Raw genomic sequence first — 19768 nt, forward strand, 5'->3', positions numbered from 1 at the left:
AAGAAAGGCATCCTCGTCACCCGCACCTGGTACATCCGTTCGGTGGACCCGCAGACGGTGCTGCTGACCGGCCTGACCCGTGACGGCACCTTCTACATCGAGAACGGCGAGATCAAGTATCCGATCAAGAATTTCCGCTGGAACGAGTCGCCGGTGATCATGCTCAACAACGTCGACGAGTTCGGCAAGCCGGAGCGAGTCGGTGATGACGAGTCACCGTTCGTGATGCTGATTCCGCCGATGAAGATTCGCGAGTTCACCTTCACGTCCTTGTCCGACGCGGTATAGCTCGGGTATGGCATCCGCTGGCGTTTACGATTTCTGGTTCACGAGGCTGCAGTACGAGTCCGGCAACTGGGATGTCGATCAGCGGATGCCGTCGAACATCATCGACACCTTGCTGCAGTACACGACGCTGCGGGTGGACCCGGAAGAGAAGGTCATTCCGCTCGCCGATCCACGGATGCTGACCGCGCCGTTCGTCTACATCGCCGGCAACAAGCTGGTCGAGTTCACGCCGGACGAGCGGAAGAATTTCGAAGCCTATGTTCGCAACGGCGGCTTCGTGTTCGCCGACGACTGCAATCACGATATCGACGGCCTGTTCGCGAAAAGCTTCGAACGGCAAATGGAGTCGATCTTCGGCAGCGAGTCCCTGAAGAAGCTGCCTAAGACGCACGCCGTCTACTCCAGTTTCTTCAGCTCCGACGGTCCGCCGGCCAACAGCATCGAGCTCAACGGCTGGGGCGACGATCTGGTCCACGACTATCTGAAAGGCATCGAGATCAACGGCCGCCTGGGCCTGCTGTACAGCAACAAGGATTACGGCTGCGAATGGGATTACGACTGGCGCAACAAGCGCTTCAATGCCGAGGACAACACCAGGTTCGCGGTGAACATCGTGATCTATGCGCTGACTGCGTGAAAGCCTCACTGGAAGCACTCAAGAACTGATGCAGACCATGCCCGATACCGCCGCCCCGTTGACCGAAGCCACCATCACCCAACAGCTCGCCGCACTGGCCGAGGTCCGCAAGGCCATTGCCCGGGTCATCGTCGGCCAGGATGCGGTGGTCGAGCAGCTGCTGGTCGGTCTGCTCGCGGGTGGCCACTGCTTGCTTGAAGGCGTGCCCGGTCTCGGCAAGACCTTGCTGGTGCGCTCGCTGTCGCAGGCGCTGAAGCTTGATTTCCGACGCATCCAGTTCACGCCGGATCTGATGCCCAGCGACATCCTCGGCACCGAAATTCTCGAAGAGGATCACGGCACCGGTCATCGCAGCTTCAAGTTCCAGAAAGGCCCGGTATTCACCAACCTGCTGCTCGCCGACGAGCTGAACCGCACGCCGCCGAAGACCCAGGCGGCACTCCTCGAAGCGATGCAGGAGCACACGGTTTCCTACGCCGGCACCACCTGGGTTCTGCCCGAACCGTTCTTCGTGCTCGCCACCCAGAACCCGCTCGAACAGGCCGGCACCTATCCGCTGCCGGAAGCGCAGCTCGATCGCTTCCTGCTGCATATCCGCGTCGACTATCCGACCGAAGCCGAAGAGCGCGCGATCATCAGCCAGACGACTGGCGCAGTCGGCCAGGCGATCACTGCGGCGATGAGCGGCGAGGAAGTGCTGGCGCTGCAGAAGCTGACCCGAGATGTGCCGCTGAGCGATGAGCTGCTGGGCTGGGTCACCCGGCTGGTGCGGGCGACGAGACCGCAGGACACCGCAGTCCCGCAGGTCCGCGAATGGCTGCGCTGGGGCGCGGGGCCGCGCGCCGGACAATCGCTGGCGCTGGCTGCGAAGGCGAGGGCGCTGCTGCACGGCCGCTACGCGGTGACTCGTGATGACATACGCGCGCTCGCCGGTCCGGTGCTGCGCCATCGCCTGCTGCTGTCGTTCGCGGCGGAAGCCGAGGCGCGCACTGCCGATGAGGTCGTGGCGGCGGTGCTGGAAGCCCTGCCAGCGCCTTAGGTCCGGATCGCTCCGGACCGAACGATGAGCAGCCTGATCCCGCCAGAGGTTCGCGCCAGACTCAAGAGTCTGCGCATCAGCAGCCGCCTGACGCCGAATGGTCAGGGCCTGGGCCTGCACACCGGGCGTGGACGCGGTGCCGGACTCGAGTTCGCGCAGTACCGCGCCTACGGCCAGGGCGACGAGCCGCGCCAGATCGACTGGAAGCTGTACGCCCGGTCGGACCGCTACTTCGTCCGCGACGCGACGCGCGACAGTCCCTTGAGCGTCTGGCTGGTCATCGACACCTCGGCGTCGATGGCGCAGGCCGATCCAGAGCGTCCCGCTTACGCGCGCATCGACGCCGCCCGCATCATCGCCGCCTGCATCGCCGAACGCGCCGTGCAGCAGGGCGACGGCGTCGGCCTGATCACCGTCGGTGGCCGGAGCACGCAAGGGCTGCCGGCCGCGCCCGGTGCTCGCCACCGCGATCGCCTGCTGTTGCTGCTCGCGGGCCTCGTTGCCGACGGCCGCGATGGCGCAAGAGCCTCACCGCCGCTGCTGTCCGCACAGATCGCTGCGGATGCCCTGGTGATCGTGATCAGCGACGGCTTCGACGACAGCCTCGCCGAGTCCTGCGAACGCCTCGCCGCTGCCCGCCGCGATGTGCGTGTGATCCGCGTCCTGACCGTCGGAGAAAACGCGTTTGGGTTCCAGGGCAGCCAACGCTTCATCGATCCTGAAAGCGGCCGCGAACGCACGCTCGATGCCGAAGCTGCACGCAGCGGCTTTCTCGATCGCTTCGGCGCCGCACGTCGCGAACAGCTGCGCCGGCTCGCGCGCCACGGCGTTACCAGCGTCGAGTACCTGCTCGATGAGCCGGCCGACGCACCGCTGCACCAGCTGTTCGCTGCCAGAGGCCGCGGCGCGTGATCAGCTTTGCCGCAGCTTTCGGGTGGCTGGCACTGGCAGCGTTGGCCATTCCGATCGCGATCCACCTGATCCGCCGCCGTGCCGCCCGCGATGTTCCTTTCGCAGCGCTGGCCTGGCTGGCTGCGCGCACGCCGCCGCGCCGGCAGTGGCGGCTCGATGATCGCTGGCTGCTCGCGGTGCGGCTGCTGCTGATCGCCTTGCTCGCAGCATTGCTGGCCGAGCCGCTGTGGCGTTCGTCCGGTAAAGCCGATACCGCTGCGGTCTATGTCGCGCCCGGCATCGACGCCAACGCGGCACGCGCCGCTATCGATGCGCCCTTGGCGGACTGGCATTGGCTCGCCGCCGGCGCTCCATCGCTCGATCATCCCGCGCCGGCCGCTGACCCTCGGATGCTGCAAAGCCTGATCCGCGAACTGGATCGCGAACTGCCAGCAGCGACGAAGCTGAGCATCGTCGTGCCGACTGAACTCGCCGGCCTCGACGGCGAACGTCTGCGCCTTGGTCGCGAGGTCGTCTGGCGTTCGCTGCCCGCGGTTTCGGTGTCGCAGGAGCTTGCGCCCGCTGCTCAGCCATTCCGCATCGCGATCCGAACGGCGTCCGACCAACCCGTGGCCGCCAGCGTCGCACGCGCGCTGTCCGCTGCCTGGCAAGCGGCGGGCATCGCGATCGAAGTCGATGAGCAGCCGCTGGGCGTGCCGATCTCGAAGGACAGCGGCTTGCTGATCGTCTCCGGCAGCGAGCTCGACGAGGCGACGCAGGCACTCGCCAGCAATGGCCTGAACCTGCTGCTCGGCGATCCGGACGCGAAGACTGGCGAGGTGCTGCTGCGCGATGCCGATGGCCAGCCGCTGCTGCGTCGGCAAGCGGCACGGATCTACGCGCTTGCCGGCCCGCTGGACCCGGTCGCCTGGCCGGCGCTGCTCGACCCGCAACTGCCGGCGGCTTTGCTGAAGCTGCTTCGCCCTGCAGTGCCGCCGCGGGATCGCGCGCCTGCCGTCAGCGTTGCGCCGCTACGCGCTGCAGTGGATTCCGCAGGCCCGGCAAGGCCGTTGACGCCTTGGTTCGCGCTGGCGATTGCCCTGCTGTGGCTGATCGAACGTCTGCTGGCGACACGGCGACGGAGCGAGGCCACGTGAACATCGATCCGGCATTGATCCAGCGCCTGTCACGCTTGCGCCGCGCCGCGAGCACGCGGGCGGTGCTGATCGACGTTGCGGCCGTGTTGCCGCTCGCTGCAGGTCTCGCAGTGCTGAGCTTGTCGCTAGCCGGTTGGCTGCCAGCCACTGCATTACTGATTGCGGCAACGCTTGCATTGATCGCCTTCGCGATCCGCCATGCGCGGCGACATGACCAGACCTGGCTGCTGCGCCAGCTGGATGCGGCCTGCCCGAGCTTCGAAGACAGCAGTGCGCTCGCCTTGCAGTCGGAATTGCCGGCGAGCCCGCTGGCCGTGTTGCAGCAAGCGCGCATCCGTAACCGGATGTCGGCGCTGCTGGTGAGCGCAGCGCCTGATCTGCGCGCGCCGTGGCCGCGCCGCCGGCTGCAAGGTCTGTGGCTGATCGGACTTGCGTTGATCGGGTTCGCGCTGCTGTTGCCGAGCCTGCGCGCCGTGCTGCCGGTAGCCGTGAGCACCGCGACCGCGCAGCAGCCCAGCGGGCAAGGCACGCAGCTGGCCACGATCCGCCTCTCGATCACGCCACCGGCCTACACCACGCTGCCGTCGCGAAAGACCGACACCCTGGACGCCAAGCTGGCGGCCGGCAGCCAGATCGAATGGCAGCTGAAGCTCGATCGCGAGGCCGACGGCGTTGCGCTGAGCTTCCACGATGGCACGCGGCTGGAACTCGCTCGCGACGGCGAGTCATGGCGCGGCACGCGCGCGATCGACTCGGCCACGCTGTACCGAATCGAATTGCGCGGCGCTGCGGCGCTTGCCGACGAGCGCGGCTACCGGCTCGATGTGATCGCCGATCAGCCGCCGGAGATCATCGTCCGCGAGCCGGCGCAGACCCTGACGGTGATCCACGCCGCACAGGCCGAGTGGCTGCTCAACTTCGAAGCGAAGGACGATTACGGCCTTGGCGATGCCGAGCTGAGCTTGAGCCTGGCGCAGGGCGCGGGCGATCAGCTCAAGGTCACCGAGCAGCGCATCAAGTTGGCTGGTGATGGCGATGGGCGCAGCCGTCGTTATCGCCAAAGCCTTGACCTCGCCAAGCTCGGCTACGCGCAGGGCGACGATCTGATCGTGCGGCTGACCGTCGCCGACCGCCGCGAGCCGGAGGCGCAGAGCAGCGTCAGCACCAGCCTGATCCTGCGCTGGCCGGCTGATGGCGGCAGTCTCAGCGAGGGCATGGAAGGCCTGGTGCAGAAAGTGGCACCCGCCTATTTCCGTAGCCAGCGGCAGATCATCATCGATAGCGAAGCGCTGCTCGCCCAGCACGCGAGCTTGAGCCCGCAGCGCTATGCCCGCGATGCCGATGCGCTCGGCGTCGACCAGAAAATCCTGCGCCTGCGCTATGGCGAATTCCTCGGCGAGGAGTTTGAGAACGGCGCGCCGCACGACGACGAACATCAGCAAGAGAAGGCTGCGCCGGACGGCCTCGGCCGGGCCGAAGACGTGCTCGCCGAGTTCGGCCACGAGCACAACGAATCCGAAGCCGCGACCCTGATGGACCCGGAGACCAAGCGCCTGCTGCGCGAGGCGCTGAACGAGATGTGGCAGGCCGAGCTGCAGCTGCGTCAGGCCCAGCCCGGTGAAGCGCTGCCTTACGAGTACAAGGCGCTGGCGCTGATCAAGCAGCTGCAGCAGGCCGAGCGTATCTACCTCGCGCGCAGCGGCCTGGAGTTGCCGCCATTCGATGCCACGCGGCGCCTGAGCGGCGAGCGTGAAGGCTTGGTCGATCGCAGCCGCATGCTCGATCCGCGCAGCGATGACGGCTCGCCGCTGCCGGCGCTGCTGGGTCAGCTGAATGGCTCGGCGCGCGTCGATCTCGCGCCGCTGCTGGCCTGGGTTAAGGCGCATCCGGAGACTCCGGATCCGCTGGGCTTGCTTGCCGATGCCGACAGCCTGCAGCGGCAACCGGATTGCGCGTCCTGCCGTCGTGCGCTGGCTGCGCGGCTGTGGCCATTGCTGCCAGCGCCGCCGGCGGCAGTCGATGCGCGTCGTTTGCCGGACGCGGCCGGACAGGTCTGGCTCGATGGGCTCAATGGCTTGGGCGGAGCGCCACGATGAGCGCTGCACTGCTGCTGATCGTCACTGCGATGGCCTTGGGCTTGTGGCGCGCGCGTGGCAAAGGCTGGCGCGATCCGGCGTTCTGGCTGCAGCCGTTTGCCGCATTGTTTCTCGCGATGACGGTGCTGCCGCCATCGATCCCGATCGATGGCTCGACCTTGACCGTGCTGACGCCGGGAACGAGTGCCGAACAAAGACGGGCACTACCGTGGTTCGCGCCACTGGCTGCGCTGCCGGGCGCCGATGTGCCGCTGCGTGCAGACGCAGTGCCCGATCTGGCAACTGCGCTGCGTCAGCATCCGCAAGCGACTGCGTTACGAATCATCGGCAACGGCTTGCCGCCCCGCGATCAGGCGGCTAGCGGCAAGCGTGGGCTGCGCTTCGATGCGGCGCCTGAGTTCGGCATCGTCGCGCTCGATGCGCCGTCGACCGCGAAGCTCGGCACCCAGATCGTCATCGGCGGACGAGTCGCGAAGCCGGGCTGGCGGGTGGCGTTGCATGATCCTTCCGGCGCGCAAGTGGATGTCGCGACGCTGGACGGCGAGGGCGGCTTCCGCCTGTCGACCATCGCCCGCGCGGCGGGCGCAGTGCAGTTCGAGCTGCGCGCTTTCGATGCGGCCGACCTGCTGATCGACAAGGCTGCGGTGCCGCTGATCGTCACCGCAGGCGAGCGCTTGTCCCTGCGTTATCGCGCCGGCACGCCGGACGCCGATGCCAAGTACTGGCGGCGCTGGGCGCAGGACGCTGGCCTGACCGTGGCTTATCGCGCCGGCCTGAGTGCAGGTGTGCAACTGTCCGCCGACGATGCATCGCTGACACCGGAAGCGCTGGCGGCCAGCGATCTGCTGGTGATCGATGATCGCGCCTGGCTGCAGCTCGGTGCCGACGAAAAGGCGGCATTGCTCGCGGCGGTGGAGCGCGGGCTCGGGCTGATCCTCAAGGCCAGCGGGTCGCTCGATGCGGCCGTCGGCGCTGAATGGGCCACGCTCGGTTTCGCGACCACGCCGCTCGATGCGCCTGCATCGCTGACGCTCGATCATCGGTTGGCGATGCGCGAGCGCGCTGACTTCACCGCCGCACCGGTCACGATCAACGAAGCGGCCAACCTCACGCCGCTGCTGCGTGCCGACGATGGCGCGCTGCTCGCTGCCTGGCATGCGCAGGGCGCCGGCAGGATCGCGATCTGGCGGCTGCTCGACAGCTACCGGCTGGTGCTGGCTGGAGACGCTGCGCGCTACGCCGCGCTGTGGGGCGACACGCTGGCGCAACTCGGTCGGCCGCTGCCACCGCCCTCGGCCGGGCCGCAAACGCCGAGCGAGACCTGGGTCGATGAGCGCGCGACGCTTTGCGGCCTTGGTGCGGCGGCGAGCCTGCTGTCGCCCGATGGCCAGACGCTGCCATTGAGCGTTCGGGCCGACGGCTGCGCCGCCGCCTGGCCGGGCGAATCCGGCTGGTATCGGCTGCAGACCGGTGCGGACACTTGGCCGATGTACGTGCGCGCTGCCGACGACGCCCGCGGCCTGCGTGCGAATCGTGATCGTGACGCGACATTGCGTTTGCAGCGGCAACCGGCGACGGATGCGGCACCGGTTCGTATCAAAGTGCCGCTGCCACGCTGGCCGTGGTTCCTCGCCTGGCTGATCGTCGTCAGCCTGCTGTGGTGGCGCGAGCGCCGAGCGTAGGACCGCGCGACAAGCCTGATTACCTACGCTGCGCACTGATTTTTCCTACAGTGTCGATCGTCTTTGTCCCTACGATCGTAAAGTCATGACCAACGCTTATCCGCACCTGCTGGCTCCGCTCGATCTTGGCTTCACCACGCTGAAGAATCGGGTGCTGATGGGTTCGATGCACACCGGCCTGGAAGACGCGAAGAAGCACACGCCGAGGCTCGCCGCGTACTTCGCCGAGCGCGCGCGCGGTGGCGTCGGCCTGATCGTCACCGGCGGTGTCGCGCCGAACATCGTCGGCTGGGCCAAGCCGCTGGCCGGCACCCTGGCGACGCACTCGGCGGCGCAGCGCCATCGCATCGTCACCGATGCCGTGCATGCCGAGGGCGGCAAGATCGCGATGCAGATCCTGCATACCGGCCGCTATGGCTATCACCCGTTCGCGGTGGGGCCGAGCGCGATCAAGTCGCCGATCTCCCCGTTCAAGCCGCGTGAGTTGTCGGCACGTGGTGTCGAGAGCCAGATCAAGGCTTTCGTGCGTTGTGCGTCGCTGGCTCGTGAAGCCGGCTATGACGGCGTCGAAGTGATGGGCTCGGAAGGCTATTTCATCAACCAGTTCCTCAGCGCTCACACCAACAAGCGCAAGGACGCCTGGGGCGGTGATTACTCGAACCGCATGCGCCTGCCGATCGAGATCATGGAACGTACGCGTGCAGCAGTGGGCCGCGATTTCATCATCATCTATCGCCTGTCGATGCTCGATCTGATTCCGGACGGCTCGACCTGGGATGAAACCGTGCAGCTCGCGAAAGCGATCGAGCAAGCGGGTGCGACGATCATCAACACTGGCATCGGCTGGCATGAAGCGCGAGTGCCGACGATCGCCACCAGCGTGCCGCGTGCGGCCTTCGCCTGGGTGACCAAAAAGATGAAGGGCGAGGTCGGCATTCCATTGGTCGCGACCAATCGCATCAACACGCCGGAAGTCGCCGAGCAAGTGCTGGCCGATGGTTGTGCCGACATGGTGTCGATGGCGCGACCGCTGCTCGCCGATCCGGATTTCGTCAACAAGGCCGCGCGCGGCCTGGCGCACGAGATCAACACCTGCATCGCCTGCAATCAGGCCTGCCTCGATCACGCGTTCCAGAACAAGGTGGCCTCCTGCCTGGTCAACCCGCGCGCTTGCCATGAAACCGAGCTGCGCTATGACCGCGCCGCGACGCCGAAGCGCATCGCCGTGGTCGGTGCCGGGCCGGCGGGCCTGGCCTGCGCGACGACCCTTGCCAGCCGCGGCCACCAGGTCGAACTGTTCGATTCCGCGAGCGAGATCGGCGGCCAGTTCAACATGGCCAAGCGCATTCCGGGCAAGGAAGAGTTCTTCGAAACCCTGCGCTACTTCGGCAGCCAGATCGAACGCCACGGCGTGCGCCTGCATCTGAACACGCGGGTCGATGTCGAGCAGCTGCTGGCGGAGAAGTTCGACGAGGTGGTGATCGCCACCGGCGTGCTGCCGCGCGATCCGAAGATCCTCGGTCAGGATGGCCCGAACGTGCTGAGCTATGTCGATGTGCTGGCCGGCAACAAGCCGGTGGGCCAGCGAGTCGCGGTGATCGGTGCCGGCGGCATCGGTTTCGATATCGCCGAATACCTCGTCCACGAAGGCCATTCGCCGACCCTGGACCTGAAGACCTGGCGTGCCGAATGGGGCGTTGGCGATCCTTCGTCGACTCGCGGTGGCTTGAAGCGACCGGAGATTTCAGCACCTGCACGGCAGGTGACCTTGCTGCAGCGGAAGACCGGCAAGGCCGGTGCCGGCCTCGGCAAGACCACTGGCTGGATTCATCGCTCGGCGCTGAAGATGAAACAGGTGGAGATGCTGTCCGGCGTCAATTACGACGGCATCGATGCCAAGGGCCTGCACGTCAGCTTCGGTGAAAAGCGCGAGCGGCCGATGCTGGTTGCAGCCGACACCATCGTGCTGTGCACCGGTCAGGAGCCGCTGCGGGAACTGGAAGCGCCGCTGAAGGCCGCGGGTGTCGCAGTGCATCGCATCGGCGGTGCCGATGTCGCCTCCGAACTCGATGCCAAGCGGGCGATCGATCAGGGCTCGCGGCTGGCGGCGCGGCTTTGAGGCGAGCGTCCTCCTCAGCCAGTGCGGAGGAGGACGTCTGAAGCGCTAGCGCAGTTCGGCCGAGGACTTGCCGAGCAGGCGACGGGCCACGATCAGCTGCTGAATCTGCTGCGTGCCTTCGAAGATGTCCAGAATCTTCGCGTCGCGGGCCCACTTCTCCAGCAAGGAAGTTTCGCTGTAGCCGATCGAACCGCACAGCTCGATGGCCTTTAGCGCAACGTCGACGCAGGTGCGGCCGGCCTTGGCTTTCGCCATGGAAGCCTGCAGCGAGTTCGGCTTGCGGTTGTCGGCCATCCACGCAGCCTGCAGGGTCAGCAGGCGCGCCGACTCGTAGTCTGCTTCCATGCCGATGAACTGCGCGGCAGCGGCGCTCTGGGTGATCACCGGCGCGCTGTAGTCGATGACCACGCCAGCAGCTTCGAGCACGCGGCGCGTCTCTTCGAGCACGGCGCGAGTCAGGCCCAGGGCCATGCCGGCAACCAGCGGACGGGTGTTGTCGAAGGTCTGCATGACGCCGGCAAAGCCCTTCTCGACGTTCACTTCCGGATCGCCGAGCAGGTTCTTCGCCGGCACGCGGACATCCTTCAGGACGAACGCAGCGGTGTCCGATGCGCGGATGCCGAGCTTGTGTTCGAGGCGCACCAGCTCGAAGCCCGGCGTGCCTTTCTCGACGACGAAGCTCTTGATCGCGGCGCGGCCGATGTTCTTGTCGAGTGTTGCCCAGACCACGACCAGTTCGGCGCGATCGCCGGCGGTGACATAGATCTTTTCGCCGTTGAGGATGTAGTCGTCACCGTCCTTGACCGCGGTGGTGCGGATCGCCGCGGAGTCCGAACCACAGCCCGGCTCGGTGATCGCCATCGCGGCCCAGCGGCCCTTGAAGCGCTCCAGCTGTTCCTCGTTGGCCACCGAGGCGATCGCCGAATTGCCTAGGCCCTGACGCGGCATCGACAGCAGCAGGCCGACATCGCCCCAGCACAGTTCCATGACGCCGACCAGCGACGACAGATTCGAACCGTTGCGGTTCTCGTCGCTGTCTTCACGGATGCCGCGGCCGACGCCCGCGGCGCCAGCACCGGCCGCGCCACCGCCGGCGGTCATGCCGTCGAGTAGCGAAGCGAGCATGTCCAGCTCTTTCGGATAAGCGTGCTCGGCAAGATCGTACTTGCGCGAGATCGGCCGGAAGATTTCCTTCGCGACCTGGTGCGCCTGCATCGTCAGCGCGGAAAACTTCTTGGGAGATTCGAGATTGATCATGGATGTTCGTATCCGTTAAACGAGAACGACGCCTTCCATCACGCCGACCGCGCGCAGATCGCGGTACCAGCGTTCAGCCGGGTGTTCCTTGATGAAACCGTGGCCGCCGAGCAGCTGCACGGCGTCGGAGCCGATCACTACGCCCTTGTCGGCGCAGAGCTTGCGGGCGATCGCGGTTTCGCGAGCGAAGTCCAGGCCCTGCTCGGCGCGTGAGGCGGCACGCAAGGTGGCGAGGCGCATGCCTTCCAGCTCGATGCCGATGTTGGCGATGTTGAAGGCCACCGACTGGCGATGGCTGATCGGCTCGCCGAAGGCGACACGCTCGTTGACGTAGGGAATCAGGTAGTCAAGCGCGGCCTGGCCGCAGCCGACGGCGAGCGCGCACCAGGCGATGCGGCTCAAGGAAATACACTCGGCATAGACCTCTGCCGCGCCATCGGCCAGCAGGGCATCGCCCGGCAGTTCGACGTTCTTCAGCGTGACCGTACCGGTTGCGGCAGCCCGCAGCCCCATCGCCGGTTCGGCGTCGATGTTCAAGCCGGCAGCCGTGGCTTCGACGATGAACAGCGCCGGGCCCGCGCCTTCAAGCTGGGCCGCGATGATGAACAGCTCGGCCGTTGCCGCCAGCGGCACCAGCGCCTTGACGCCGTTCAATACGTAACCGCCGGCTTTCTTCTTGGCGGTGGACTGCAGTTCGAACGGATTGAACAGCGCACGCGGTTCCTGGATCGCCAGCGCCGCCGGCGGCAGCGATTCGCCGGTGAACGCCGGTAGATACTTGGCCTGCTGATTCTCGTCGCCCCAAAGCACCAGCGCGGTCGATACCGCACTCGGCGCCAGGCAGGCCACGGCCAGGCCGAGATCGCCCTGGGCCATCGCTTCGTGGACCAGCACGTTGGTGACGGCCGAGCGCTCGGCACCGGCACCGCCGAGTTCTTCGGGAATGCCCATCAGTGCCACGCCGAGTTCGGCCGCCTGGATCAGCAAGGCCGCTGGCGTGCTGCAGGCGGTATCGGCAGCGACGGCGGCTGGCCGCAGCTGTTCGTTGGCGAAGGCCAGCACGGCGTCGCGCAACATCTGCTGCTCGTCGCTCGGGGTGAGATCGAATAAGGCCCGGCCCGACGCCTTCGGCAGCCTGGCCGGCTTGGCCAGTTTCTGCACGGCGGTGAACTGGCGGCCGACCTTTTCGGCGGCGCGAAACGCGTTCTTCGAGCTCAGGAACAGCAGGCGTTCGGCCGGCTTGCGCAGGCCGAAACGATCGATCAATGGCGAGGCGGACACGCGGTTGAGGATGCGCAGACCACGGCCCATCAGGGCATCAGCAGTACTCATGAGGTTTTCTTCTTGGGGAACGTTTTGACGGGAAGGGTTATGGTCAGCGCTTCGCCGGTACGGGTGAGGAAGCGCTCGATCAGCGTCGTCATCTTGTTGACGATGAACGGGCCGGCCAGCGGCCGATACAGCAGCGGTACGGGCACGTCGTGCATGACGCCCTCGACCTTGAACAGCATTTCGGTCTGCATGCCCTTTTCGGCGAGACGAATCTCGCCGCCGATGCGGGCGTTGCCGTGGTCGGGCAGCGGCTGCCAGCGGATCGCACCAGCATCGCGATCGAGCTCGTAGCGTGCGGCGTAGCTGAGGTCATGGGCGATCTTGGCGATGCGCACGCCCATGGTCCGCATTTCCCAGAGATAGCTGTCGTCAGCGAGGCGGGTCAGCTTCTTCAGGTTCGGGAAGCGGCCGATGGTGCCTTCGAGATCGTCGAGCAGCTTCAGGGCGCGGGCATGGTCGATCGGCAACAGCAGACGGCGTTCGATGTCGAGCTTGATGTTCATCTGTCGCGTGGCGCTGTGGAGAATGGGGTTGTCACGGCCGGAAGCTGCCGGACTGGAGCTTCGTGTATGTCTCGGCTGTCAGCTTCCGATAGCTGTCGCCGTCGAGCACATAGAGCGGTTCGCTGACCTGTTCGAGATCGAAGCCTTCGCGCTTCAGATCGACCTTGCGGTACTTGAACGTGGCGGTGACTTCCTGTTCCTTGCGCAGCCGGATGAACAGCGGCACGGCGTAGGCGGGCAGTGCGGCACGCAGTGCGGTGGCAATGCGCTTGCCATCGAAACGCTTTGTGGCACAACTCAGGGACGCCATGCCGGCGCGGCCATCGGTGCCCGGCACCTCGACGCCGTAGACGACGGCCTGGTCGATGCCGTCGATCTGGTTCAGCGCGGCTTCCACTTCGGTGGTCGCGACGTTCTCGCCTTTCCAGCGGAAGGTGTCGCCAACGCGGTCGACGAACTGGATATGGCGCAGGCCCTGGTCGCGGACCAGATCGCCGGTGTTGAACCAGCAATCGCCCTTCTTGAACACGTCGCGCAGCAGCTTGGCTTCGTTGGCGCGCTTGTCGGTATAGCCGTCGAACGGGGCGCGCTCGCTGACTTCGGAGATCAGCAGACCGACGCCGCCCCTGGCGACTTTGATCAGCCGGCCCTTGGCGTTGCGAACGGCGGTTTCAGCGTCGGTATCGAACTCGACGATCGCATAGCTGAGCGGACAGAAGCCGGCGGTCTTGCTCAGGTTGAAGCCGTTGACGAAAGCCAGATTCGATTCGCTGGCGCCGTAGAACTCGGCGATCCGCTCGATGCCGAAGCGGTTCTGGAACTCGTCCCAGATTTCCGGCCTGAGGCCATTGCCGACCATCAGCCGCACCTGATGCTGACGATCCTTCGGGCTCGGCGGCTGGTTCAGCAGATAGCGGCAGAGTTCGCCGATGTAGCAGAACGCGGTCGCCTCATGGCTGCGGACCTCGTCCCAGAACTTCGAGGCCGAGAACTTGCGAGACAGGGCGAGGGCAGCGCCATCGGCCAGCACCGCGCCCCAGCAGACCGTCAACGCATTGTTGTGATAGAGCGGCAGCGCGCAGTACAGGGTGTCGCTGCCATGCAGCCGCAGGGTCATCTGGCCAAGCCCGGCCATGCCGCGCTGCCAGCGGTAATGGCTCATCACCGAAGCCTTGGGCAGGCCGGTGGTGCCCGAGGTGAAGATGTGGAACGCGGGTTCCTTGAGCTGGATGGTCGCGGTTTCCGGCGGATTGCCGGACGGCTGGCGGTCGCATTCGGCTGACCAGTCGAGCCAGCCCGTGGGTGTTTCAGCGCCATCCCAGCATTTCACGCAGCCGGCATCGAGTGCCTGTTCGCCGTCGAGCGAAGCAATGGCCTCGGCGCATTCTTCGCCAGCAATCAGCAAGCGGGGCGTGCTCAACTGCAAGGAGTGAGCGAGCACCTTGCCGCGCTGGTTGTGGTTGAGCATCGCGGCAACGGCACCGAGTTTGACCACGCCCGCGATCGCCGCCAGCGTCTCCGGCCGGTTGCTGCTGATGATCGCGACCACCTGGCCGCGCTTCACGCCGGCGGCGCGACAGGCTGCAGCACAGCGGTTGGCCCAGGCGTTGAATTCGGCATAGGTCCAGCGCCGATCGTCGAACTTCAGCGCCGTGGCGTGAGGCGTCGCGTCTGCCAGCTTCTGCAACTGCAGGCCGATCGAACCGATCGACGTTGGCTTGCAGAGCGCCAGATTCCACAACCCGCGCTGTACGGTCAGTACCTCGGGCAGCGTGGCGATCACGCCTTTGAGCAGATCGCCTAGCCGGATTGGGTCGCCGGAACGCGTTGCGCTCACGCCGCTTGCGCCTGTGATGCCGGGCGCTGGACTTGGCTGCGATTCAATCGAGGCGGGGCAGTCTGGCGCAGCCGGCGGACAGTCGCCCACACAGAAAGCCGATCACGGCGTTCGATCAGGGGACTGACACGACCTGTCGGACGGGTCTTGTGGGTCATCGCGATGGGCTCCTCGTCGCTGGGTTCAGCAAAGTGCGGCGAATAATGGAACAACTGTTCACAAAGTTCCAGCGCCGCACGTCAGCAGCGAATTCCGGGGTTCCAGAAAACTTTGCTCGGACGCCATTTCCGCGACGCATTTCTGGCGCCTTTCCAAAGCCTTACGCGAGTTTTCGGGGGTGCAATTCCCAAGCCAAAACCGCTGTTCTTCAAGAACAAACCGTTGATCGTTATAGATAGCTAGTCGTTTTTTTTACCTATTAATGTTCGCTCACTCCAGTCGCATTCCCAACCCCTGCACCGACGAGCCCGAACATGAAAAGCCACTCTCTGAGCCTTCCCCTCGCTGCCATTGCTCTCCTCTTCTCGTCGACGGTCGGTGCCGCAACGGCCACGTCCACGGCTCCGAAGCTGATGATCGATCTCTCCAAGTTCAAGCTGACCTTGCCGGTCAACAGCAGCGGCGGAACGACCGGAAAATCAGTCGAAATCAAGCCCAATGTGCTGACGGGAAATCCGGGCTATTCGTCGAAGTATTTCTACACCGACACGACTGGCGCGGTTGTTTTTTACGCACCGTCGAATGGAGCAACCACTAGCCCTGGCTCGGGTGGCGATCACACCCGTTCGGAACTTCGTGAACTCTATACCGGTGCCGGCAGCACCGAATGGACCAATGCCGTCGGCGGTACGATGACGGCCACGGCTCGGGTCGACCAGTTTCCTCGCGATAAGGGCCGAGTGATCATCGGTCAGATCCATGGACTCGATTCGATGATGATTCTGGTCTACTACGATGGCTTCAAGAAGAATGTCGAAGTGAAGTATTACACGGCGCCTTCGAACACTAGTTACAAGACTGTTGTTGCTGCCAGCAACGTCAATCTGGGTGCCAAGATCAGCTATCGAATTCAGTGGATAGGTTCGTCGGCATCGGTCACGGTGAATGGAAAGACCTTCAATGTGACTACCGGGTCGGCCTGGAACAAGGTTCCGGTTTATTTCAAGGCAGGTGCGTACAGTTCCTCCCCCAACGTCGGCAATGCTGCGGATGACGCCACGCAGGTTGCTTTCTACAACCTCAGCATCCAGCACTGATTTCAAGAGCTAATATGAAATCCATATCTCCCGGTTCTGTAAATCCATACCGGGAGTAAATGGAAGCAGAGAATCAGATGCGGTGCGGGTTCGGTGAAAATTGATTGATTGATCGAAATTCTTGATCGGCAGTAGATTCTATTAGAGTCCGATCAGTGATTTACCGTAACAGTCGCTTCGACAACACGCACCAGTCGCGCAGCCGGATCACGGCATTCGCGAAAGGTGGTAGCGAAATCGGCGGGCGAGTGCAGAAGTGCAGTGTCGAAGCCAGTATTCCGTAGAGCCTGAAGGGCATCGTCCTTTGAGCCAAAATGCAGATGCACCCGGCCACGAACGAAAGCCGACAGCAAACGAACGCCTGCCTGGATCAGCGGCGAGCGATTCTCGGCGGCCAGATGCAGGTCGGACAGATACAGGCCTTGCGGAAAGTCGTGCAGGGTCGCCGCGATCTGAGTCCACAGCGCGGTCACGGCCGGCAGTGGAAAGTAGTTGATCAGCCCTTCCGTGATGATTGCAGTGCCCTGGTCGGGATCCAAAGTCGCCGCGATACCCGGGAGACTGGCCGGCCCGGTGGTGGCGAAGGCATCGATGTCGGCGACCCGGTGATGTTCCGAACCGTGACTGCCGACCGCAGCCAGCAACGTCCGCTTGCGCGCCGCCATGCCAGGCAGGTCGGCTTCGATATAGCGGATGCGGCTCCCGTACTGCTTGGCGTAGCGCCAGCCGCGTGGTGACAGGCCGGCGGCAATCTCGATGATCTGAGTCACCTTGCCGGCAGTGATCGCCGCCTGAAGCTGCTGATCGATGACCCGATGCCGAGCCAGCAGCAGGCCTTCGAGCGTCGGTCCGCCGAAGGCGCGGCTCAAGGCCAGCGCCGGTTGGCTGATGGCGAACAGCAACCGCCCTTCCGGCGTCGCGAAGGACGGGTGGCCCAAGCCATGGCGTGCCCAGACGTAACCGGTGTAGTGGGCGGTGGGGCTGACGTTGGTCGAACGGCTCGGATCCGGCATGAGAGGACACTCCCTCAAAAAATGTTCACGGCGGGCTTGCCGCAGAAAGCGGAATGCGTCTATCGTAATGGCACCGCATTAATGCTGGAGCCAGTTTGTCGCTCATGCTGATGGCCGTCAAAAAATCCACTACCGAGCACAAGCCCGCGAAGCTGAAAGCAACGCGTTCGCGTGCCCCCGATGGCGCGGCTGGCACGCGTGAAGTGCTGATCCGCGGTGCGATGAAGCTTTACGGAGAACGGTCGATCGGCGCGGTGTCCTTGCGCGAGATCGTTCAGAAAGCCGGGCAGGCGAATCAGTCGGCCATTCACTATCACTTCAATGATCGGCAGGGCTTGATTGCCGCGATTGCCGATTTCGTCCACAAGCTGTTCGAGCCACATTTCGACGCCTCGCTGGCGATGATTGCCGAGCGGGAGCGCAGCGGCAGCCTGAGCAAGGAAGATCTGGTCGAAGCGCTGGTCATTCCGCTGATCCGGGTCTTCCACACCGATGAAACCGGGCGCGATGCCATCCGCTTCATCGCCCGTCTGGCGGCTGATGGCGGTGACGCCGGCCAGGCGCTGTTGCTGAAGCAGGTTGCCTCGTTTCTGGTGCAGATCGAGGCCCGTCTGGCGGCGCAGATGCCGGACAAGCCGCGCGACAAGCTGCAGTTGCAGTTGCTGCTGGGGCTCAGTTCGACGATCTACGGCCTGACCGTGACCGGCACGCTGCGTCATGCGCCGTTTTCGGGTGGTGTTCCGCTTTATACCGGTCGTTTCGACGACCTGATTCGTGACTATGTGCATTTCGTTGGCCGAGGCTTGCTCGGCGCCTGATCGCTTTACCTGGCGACATTCGCGTTCATCAAAAGGCGCGAGCATCACCCGGGCAACAATAAACGCCGTGCACTGATACGGCGCCGACAGTGGAGAGGAGAGCTGATGAAACACAAGCTGATGGGCGGCGCGGCACTGGCTGTACTGGCGTTCCATGCGCCGTCGCGGGCGCTCGATTTCGAGTACGGGGAGTTCACGGGCTCCTGGAAGAGCACGCTGTCGGTGGGCAGCGCGTTCCGTACCGAGAAGGCCGACTCTCGACTCATCGGCAAGCTCAATCTCGATCCGAATCTGTGCCCGGACGGCTGTCTGTCGTTCGCCGGCGATCCGGGGCCGAATCAACGTCTGGTCGATGCGCCCGGCGCCTTCCTCGGCGCCAACAAGGATGACGGTGATCTCAATTACCGTCAGTGGAACCCGGTCGCTGCGGTCACCAAGTTGTCGACCGATCTGGCCGGCAACTACGGTGATTACACCTTCAAGGTCGGCGTCATGGCCTTCTATGATCCGGTCAACTACCGGTTCAACGAAACCCATACCGACACCACGTTCCAGCCGTCGAAAACCGGCCGTCCTCATCGGCTCGGCGCTCCGCTGGCACAGGATTTCCAGATCAAGGACGCCTTCATCGGCAAATCCTTCAACCTGTTCGATCACGATTTCAACGCGACCATCGGCTATCAGCACATTCGCTGGGGCGAATCGACCTTCGTGGTGCTGAACTCGATCAACGAGTTGCAGCCGCCGGATGCGCGCCTGCTGCATCAGCCGGGCACGCCGATCAACGAAGTGTTTCGTTCGGTGCCGCTGATCACCCTGAACACCCAGCTCGCGGAAGGCATGTCGCTGGATTTCATTTACCAGCTCGCCTGGCGCCCGGTGAACCCAGATCCGGCGGGAGCGTTCAACTCGAACATCGATTTCTACAAGCGCTCGGACTTCCTGATCAGCGTCGGCCAGTTCCACGAGGATCCGAGCCGTCAGCAGCGCATTCCGTTCCCGATCAACGCCATCTCCAACTCCTCGTTCACGGCGGATGTGCTGCCACTGAAGTTTGCGCAGCCGAACAATCAGGGCCAGGTCGGCGCCAAGCTCACCTGGTACCTGCCTGATTTCAACGGCGGTACCGAACTCGGATTCTACGGACTGAACTATCACAGCCGTCTGCCGTACTTCAGTGTCATCGCCACCGATGAATCCTGCGCCCGCAATGCCGCCGGCTTCGTCGAAGCATTCACTGCCTGCAAGGGCTTTGTCGGCCTGAACCCGCAAACCGGTCTGGAGCCGGCACCGCTCGATACCGAAAAAGTGTTCTTCGCGTTCCCGGAGAACATCCAGGTGTTCGGCATGAGCTTCAACACCAATATCGGCAAATGGTCGCTGGCCGGTGAGTATTCGATCCGTCCGAACATGCCGTTGCAGGTCGCGGCGAGCGATGTGTTCTTTGCCGGCCTGCAGCCGTCACTGCCGCGTCAGGACATCACGCTGGGGCTTTCGCAGGACTTCATCCAGCAGACGATCGCGTCGCTGCGGGGTTCGATCGGTGATCTGGGAACCTCGAATCCTCAGGAACTGCTCAATCAGCTCACGGCCTTGCTGAACGGCCTGCCGGTGCTGGTGCCGGCATTCGCGCAGAACGTCACCCTGCCGGCATCGCGCAGCGCGGTGCCGGATTTCCTGTCGCGTTACCGCGGCATCGAGATCCAGCCGAACCAGCGCATCAACGGCTATGAGCGTTTCGTCGTCGATCAGCTCGACATCACCGGCATCCGTGCCATCGGCGCGTCGGAAAATCCTTTCGGTGCCGATCAGGTGATCATCCTCACCGAACTGGGCGTCACTC

16 protein-coding genes are annotated in these 19768 nt (G+C 64.6%); 11 read left to right on the forward strand and 5 right to left on the reverse strand.

The features are described 5' to 3' along the window. The 8 genes from Q0D45_RS14700 to Q0D45_RS14735 all read left to right on the forward strand — a co-directional run. The coding region (locus Q0D45_RS14700) for a metallopeptidase TldD-related protein (RefSeq protein ID WP_293394180.1) at positions 1-288 on the forward strand (288 nt) is incomplete at its 5' end. A gap of 7 nt (positions 289-295) precedes the next feature. After that, a complete protein-coding gene (locus Q0D45_RS14705; RefSeq protein WP_293394184.1) occupies positions 296-925 on the forward strand; it encodes a DUF4159 domain-containing protein in 630 nt (209 codons plus the stop codon). 28 nt (positions 926-953) lie between these two features. Further along, the gene (locus tag Q0D45_RS14710) at positions 954-1964 is read left to right on the forward strand and encodes a MoxR family ATPase (RefSeq protein ID WP_293394188.1); all 1011 of its coding nucleotides are present in this window, start codon (positions 954-956) and stop codon (positions 1962-1964) included. A 24-nt stretch (positions 1965-1988) separates the two neighbouring features. Continuing rightward, complete coding sequence (locus Q0D45_RS14715; protein ID WP_293394191.1) at positions 1989-2876, forward strand: DUF58 domain-containing protein; 888 nt, start codon at positions 1989-1991, stop codon at positions 2874-2876. Further along, complete coding sequence (locus tag Q0D45_RS14720; RefSeq protein ID WP_293394194.1) at positions 2873-4012, forward strand: BatA domain-containing protein; 1140 nt, start codon at positions 2873-2875, stop codon at positions 4010-4012. The genes Q0D45_RS14715 and Q0D45_RS14720 overlap by 4 nt, the downstream gene beginning before the upstream one ends. Continuing rightward, complete coding sequence (locus Q0D45_RS14725) at positions 4009-6108, forward strand: hypothetical protein (protein WP_293394197.1); 2100 nt, start codon at positions 4009-4011, stop codon at positions 6106-6108. Before Q0D45_RS14720 ends, Q0D45_RS14725 begins: the two co-directional genes overlap by 4 nt. Continuing rightward, positions 6105-7790, forward strand: a complete 1686-nt coding sequence (locus Q0D45_RS14730; RefSeq protein WP_293394200.1) for a hypothetical protein — start codon at positions 6105-6107, stop codon at positions 7788-7790. Before Q0D45_RS14725 ends, Q0D45_RS14730 begins: the two co-directional genes overlap by 4 nt. A gap of 85 nt (positions 7791-7875) precedes the next feature. Then, complete coding sequence (locus Q0D45_RS14735) at positions 7876-9909, forward strand: NADPH-dependent 2,4-dienoyl-CoA reductase (RefSeq protein ID WP_293394203.1); 2034 nt, start codon at positions 7876-7878, stop codon at positions 9907-9909. Between the two features lie 45 nt (positions 9910-9954). Here Q0D45_RS14735 and Q0D45_RS14740 read toward each other — a convergent pair whose 3' ends face one another. The 4 genes from Q0D45_RS14740 to Q0D45_RS14755 are packed head-to-tail and all read right to left on the reverse strand — an operon-like array spanning position 9955 to position 14838. Next, a complete protein-coding gene (locus Q0D45_RS14740; protein WP_293394206.1) occupies positions 9955-11166 on the reverse strand; it encodes an acyl-CoA dehydrogenase family protein in 1212 nt (403 codons plus the stop codon). Between the two features lie 15 nt (positions 11167-11181). Next, positions 11182-12477 (reverse strand): acyl-CoA dehydrogenase family protein, encoded by a 1296-nt coding sequence (locus Q0D45_RS14745; RefSeq protein ID WP_366946461.1) that lies wholly within the window; start codon positions 12475-12477, stop codon positions 11182-11184. A gap of 17 nt (positions 12478-12494) precedes the next feature. Then, positions 12495-13001: a hypothetical protein gene (locus Q0D45_RS14750; protein WP_293394211.1), complete on the reverse strand. Its 507-nt coding sequence runs from the start codon at positions 12999-13001 to the stop codon at positions 12495-12497. A 31-nt stretch (positions 13002-13032) separates the two neighbouring features. Beyond that, entirely contained in the window at positions 13033-14838 is a 1806-nt protein-coding gene (locus Q0D45_RS14755; protein ID WP_293394214.1) for a long-chain-acyl-CoA synthetase, read from the reverse strand. Between the two features lie 473 nt (positions 14839-15311). Between Q0D45_RS14755 and Q0D45_RS14760 the strand changes: the two genes are divergently transcribed. Then, positions 15312-16094 carry a polysaccharide lyase family 7 protein gene (locus Q0D45_RS14760; protein ID WP_293394217.1) on the forward strand — a complete coding sequence of 261 codons (783 nt, stop codon included), beginning with the start codon at positions 15312-15314 and terminating at the stop codon, positions 16092-16094. 152 nt (positions 16095-16246) lie between these two features. Here Q0D45_RS14760 and Q0D45_RS14765 read toward each other — a convergent pair whose 3' ends face one another. Continuing rightward, positions 16247-17107 (reverse strand): class I SAM-dependent methyltransferase, encoded by an 861-nt coding sequence (locus tag Q0D45_RS14765; RefSeq protein ID WP_293394220.1) that lies wholly within the window; start codon positions 17105-17107, stop codon positions 16247-16249. Positions 17108-17217: 110 nt separating this feature from the next. On the opposite strand from Q0D45_RS14765, the gene Q0D45_RS14770 reads away from it, so the two are divergent. Together Q0D45_RS14770 and Q0D45_RS14775 are read left to right on the forward strand one after the other, a co-directional pair. After that, a complete protein-coding gene (locus Q0D45_RS14770; RefSeq protein WP_293394223.1) occupies positions 17218-17925 on the forward strand; it encodes a TetR family transcriptional regulator in 708 nt (235 codons plus the stop codon). A 105-nt stretch (positions 17926-18030) separates the two neighbouring features. Beyond that, a partial coding sequence (locus tag Q0D45_RS14775) for a DUF1302 family protein (protein WP_293394226.1) occupies positions 18031-19768 on the forward strand: 1738 nt, incomplete at its 3' end.

The sequence above is a fragment of the Nevskia sp. genome, assembly GCF_023266035.1.
Taxonomy (GTDB): Bacteria; Pseudomonadota; Gammaproteobacteria; order Nevskiales; family Nevskiaceae; genus Nevskia.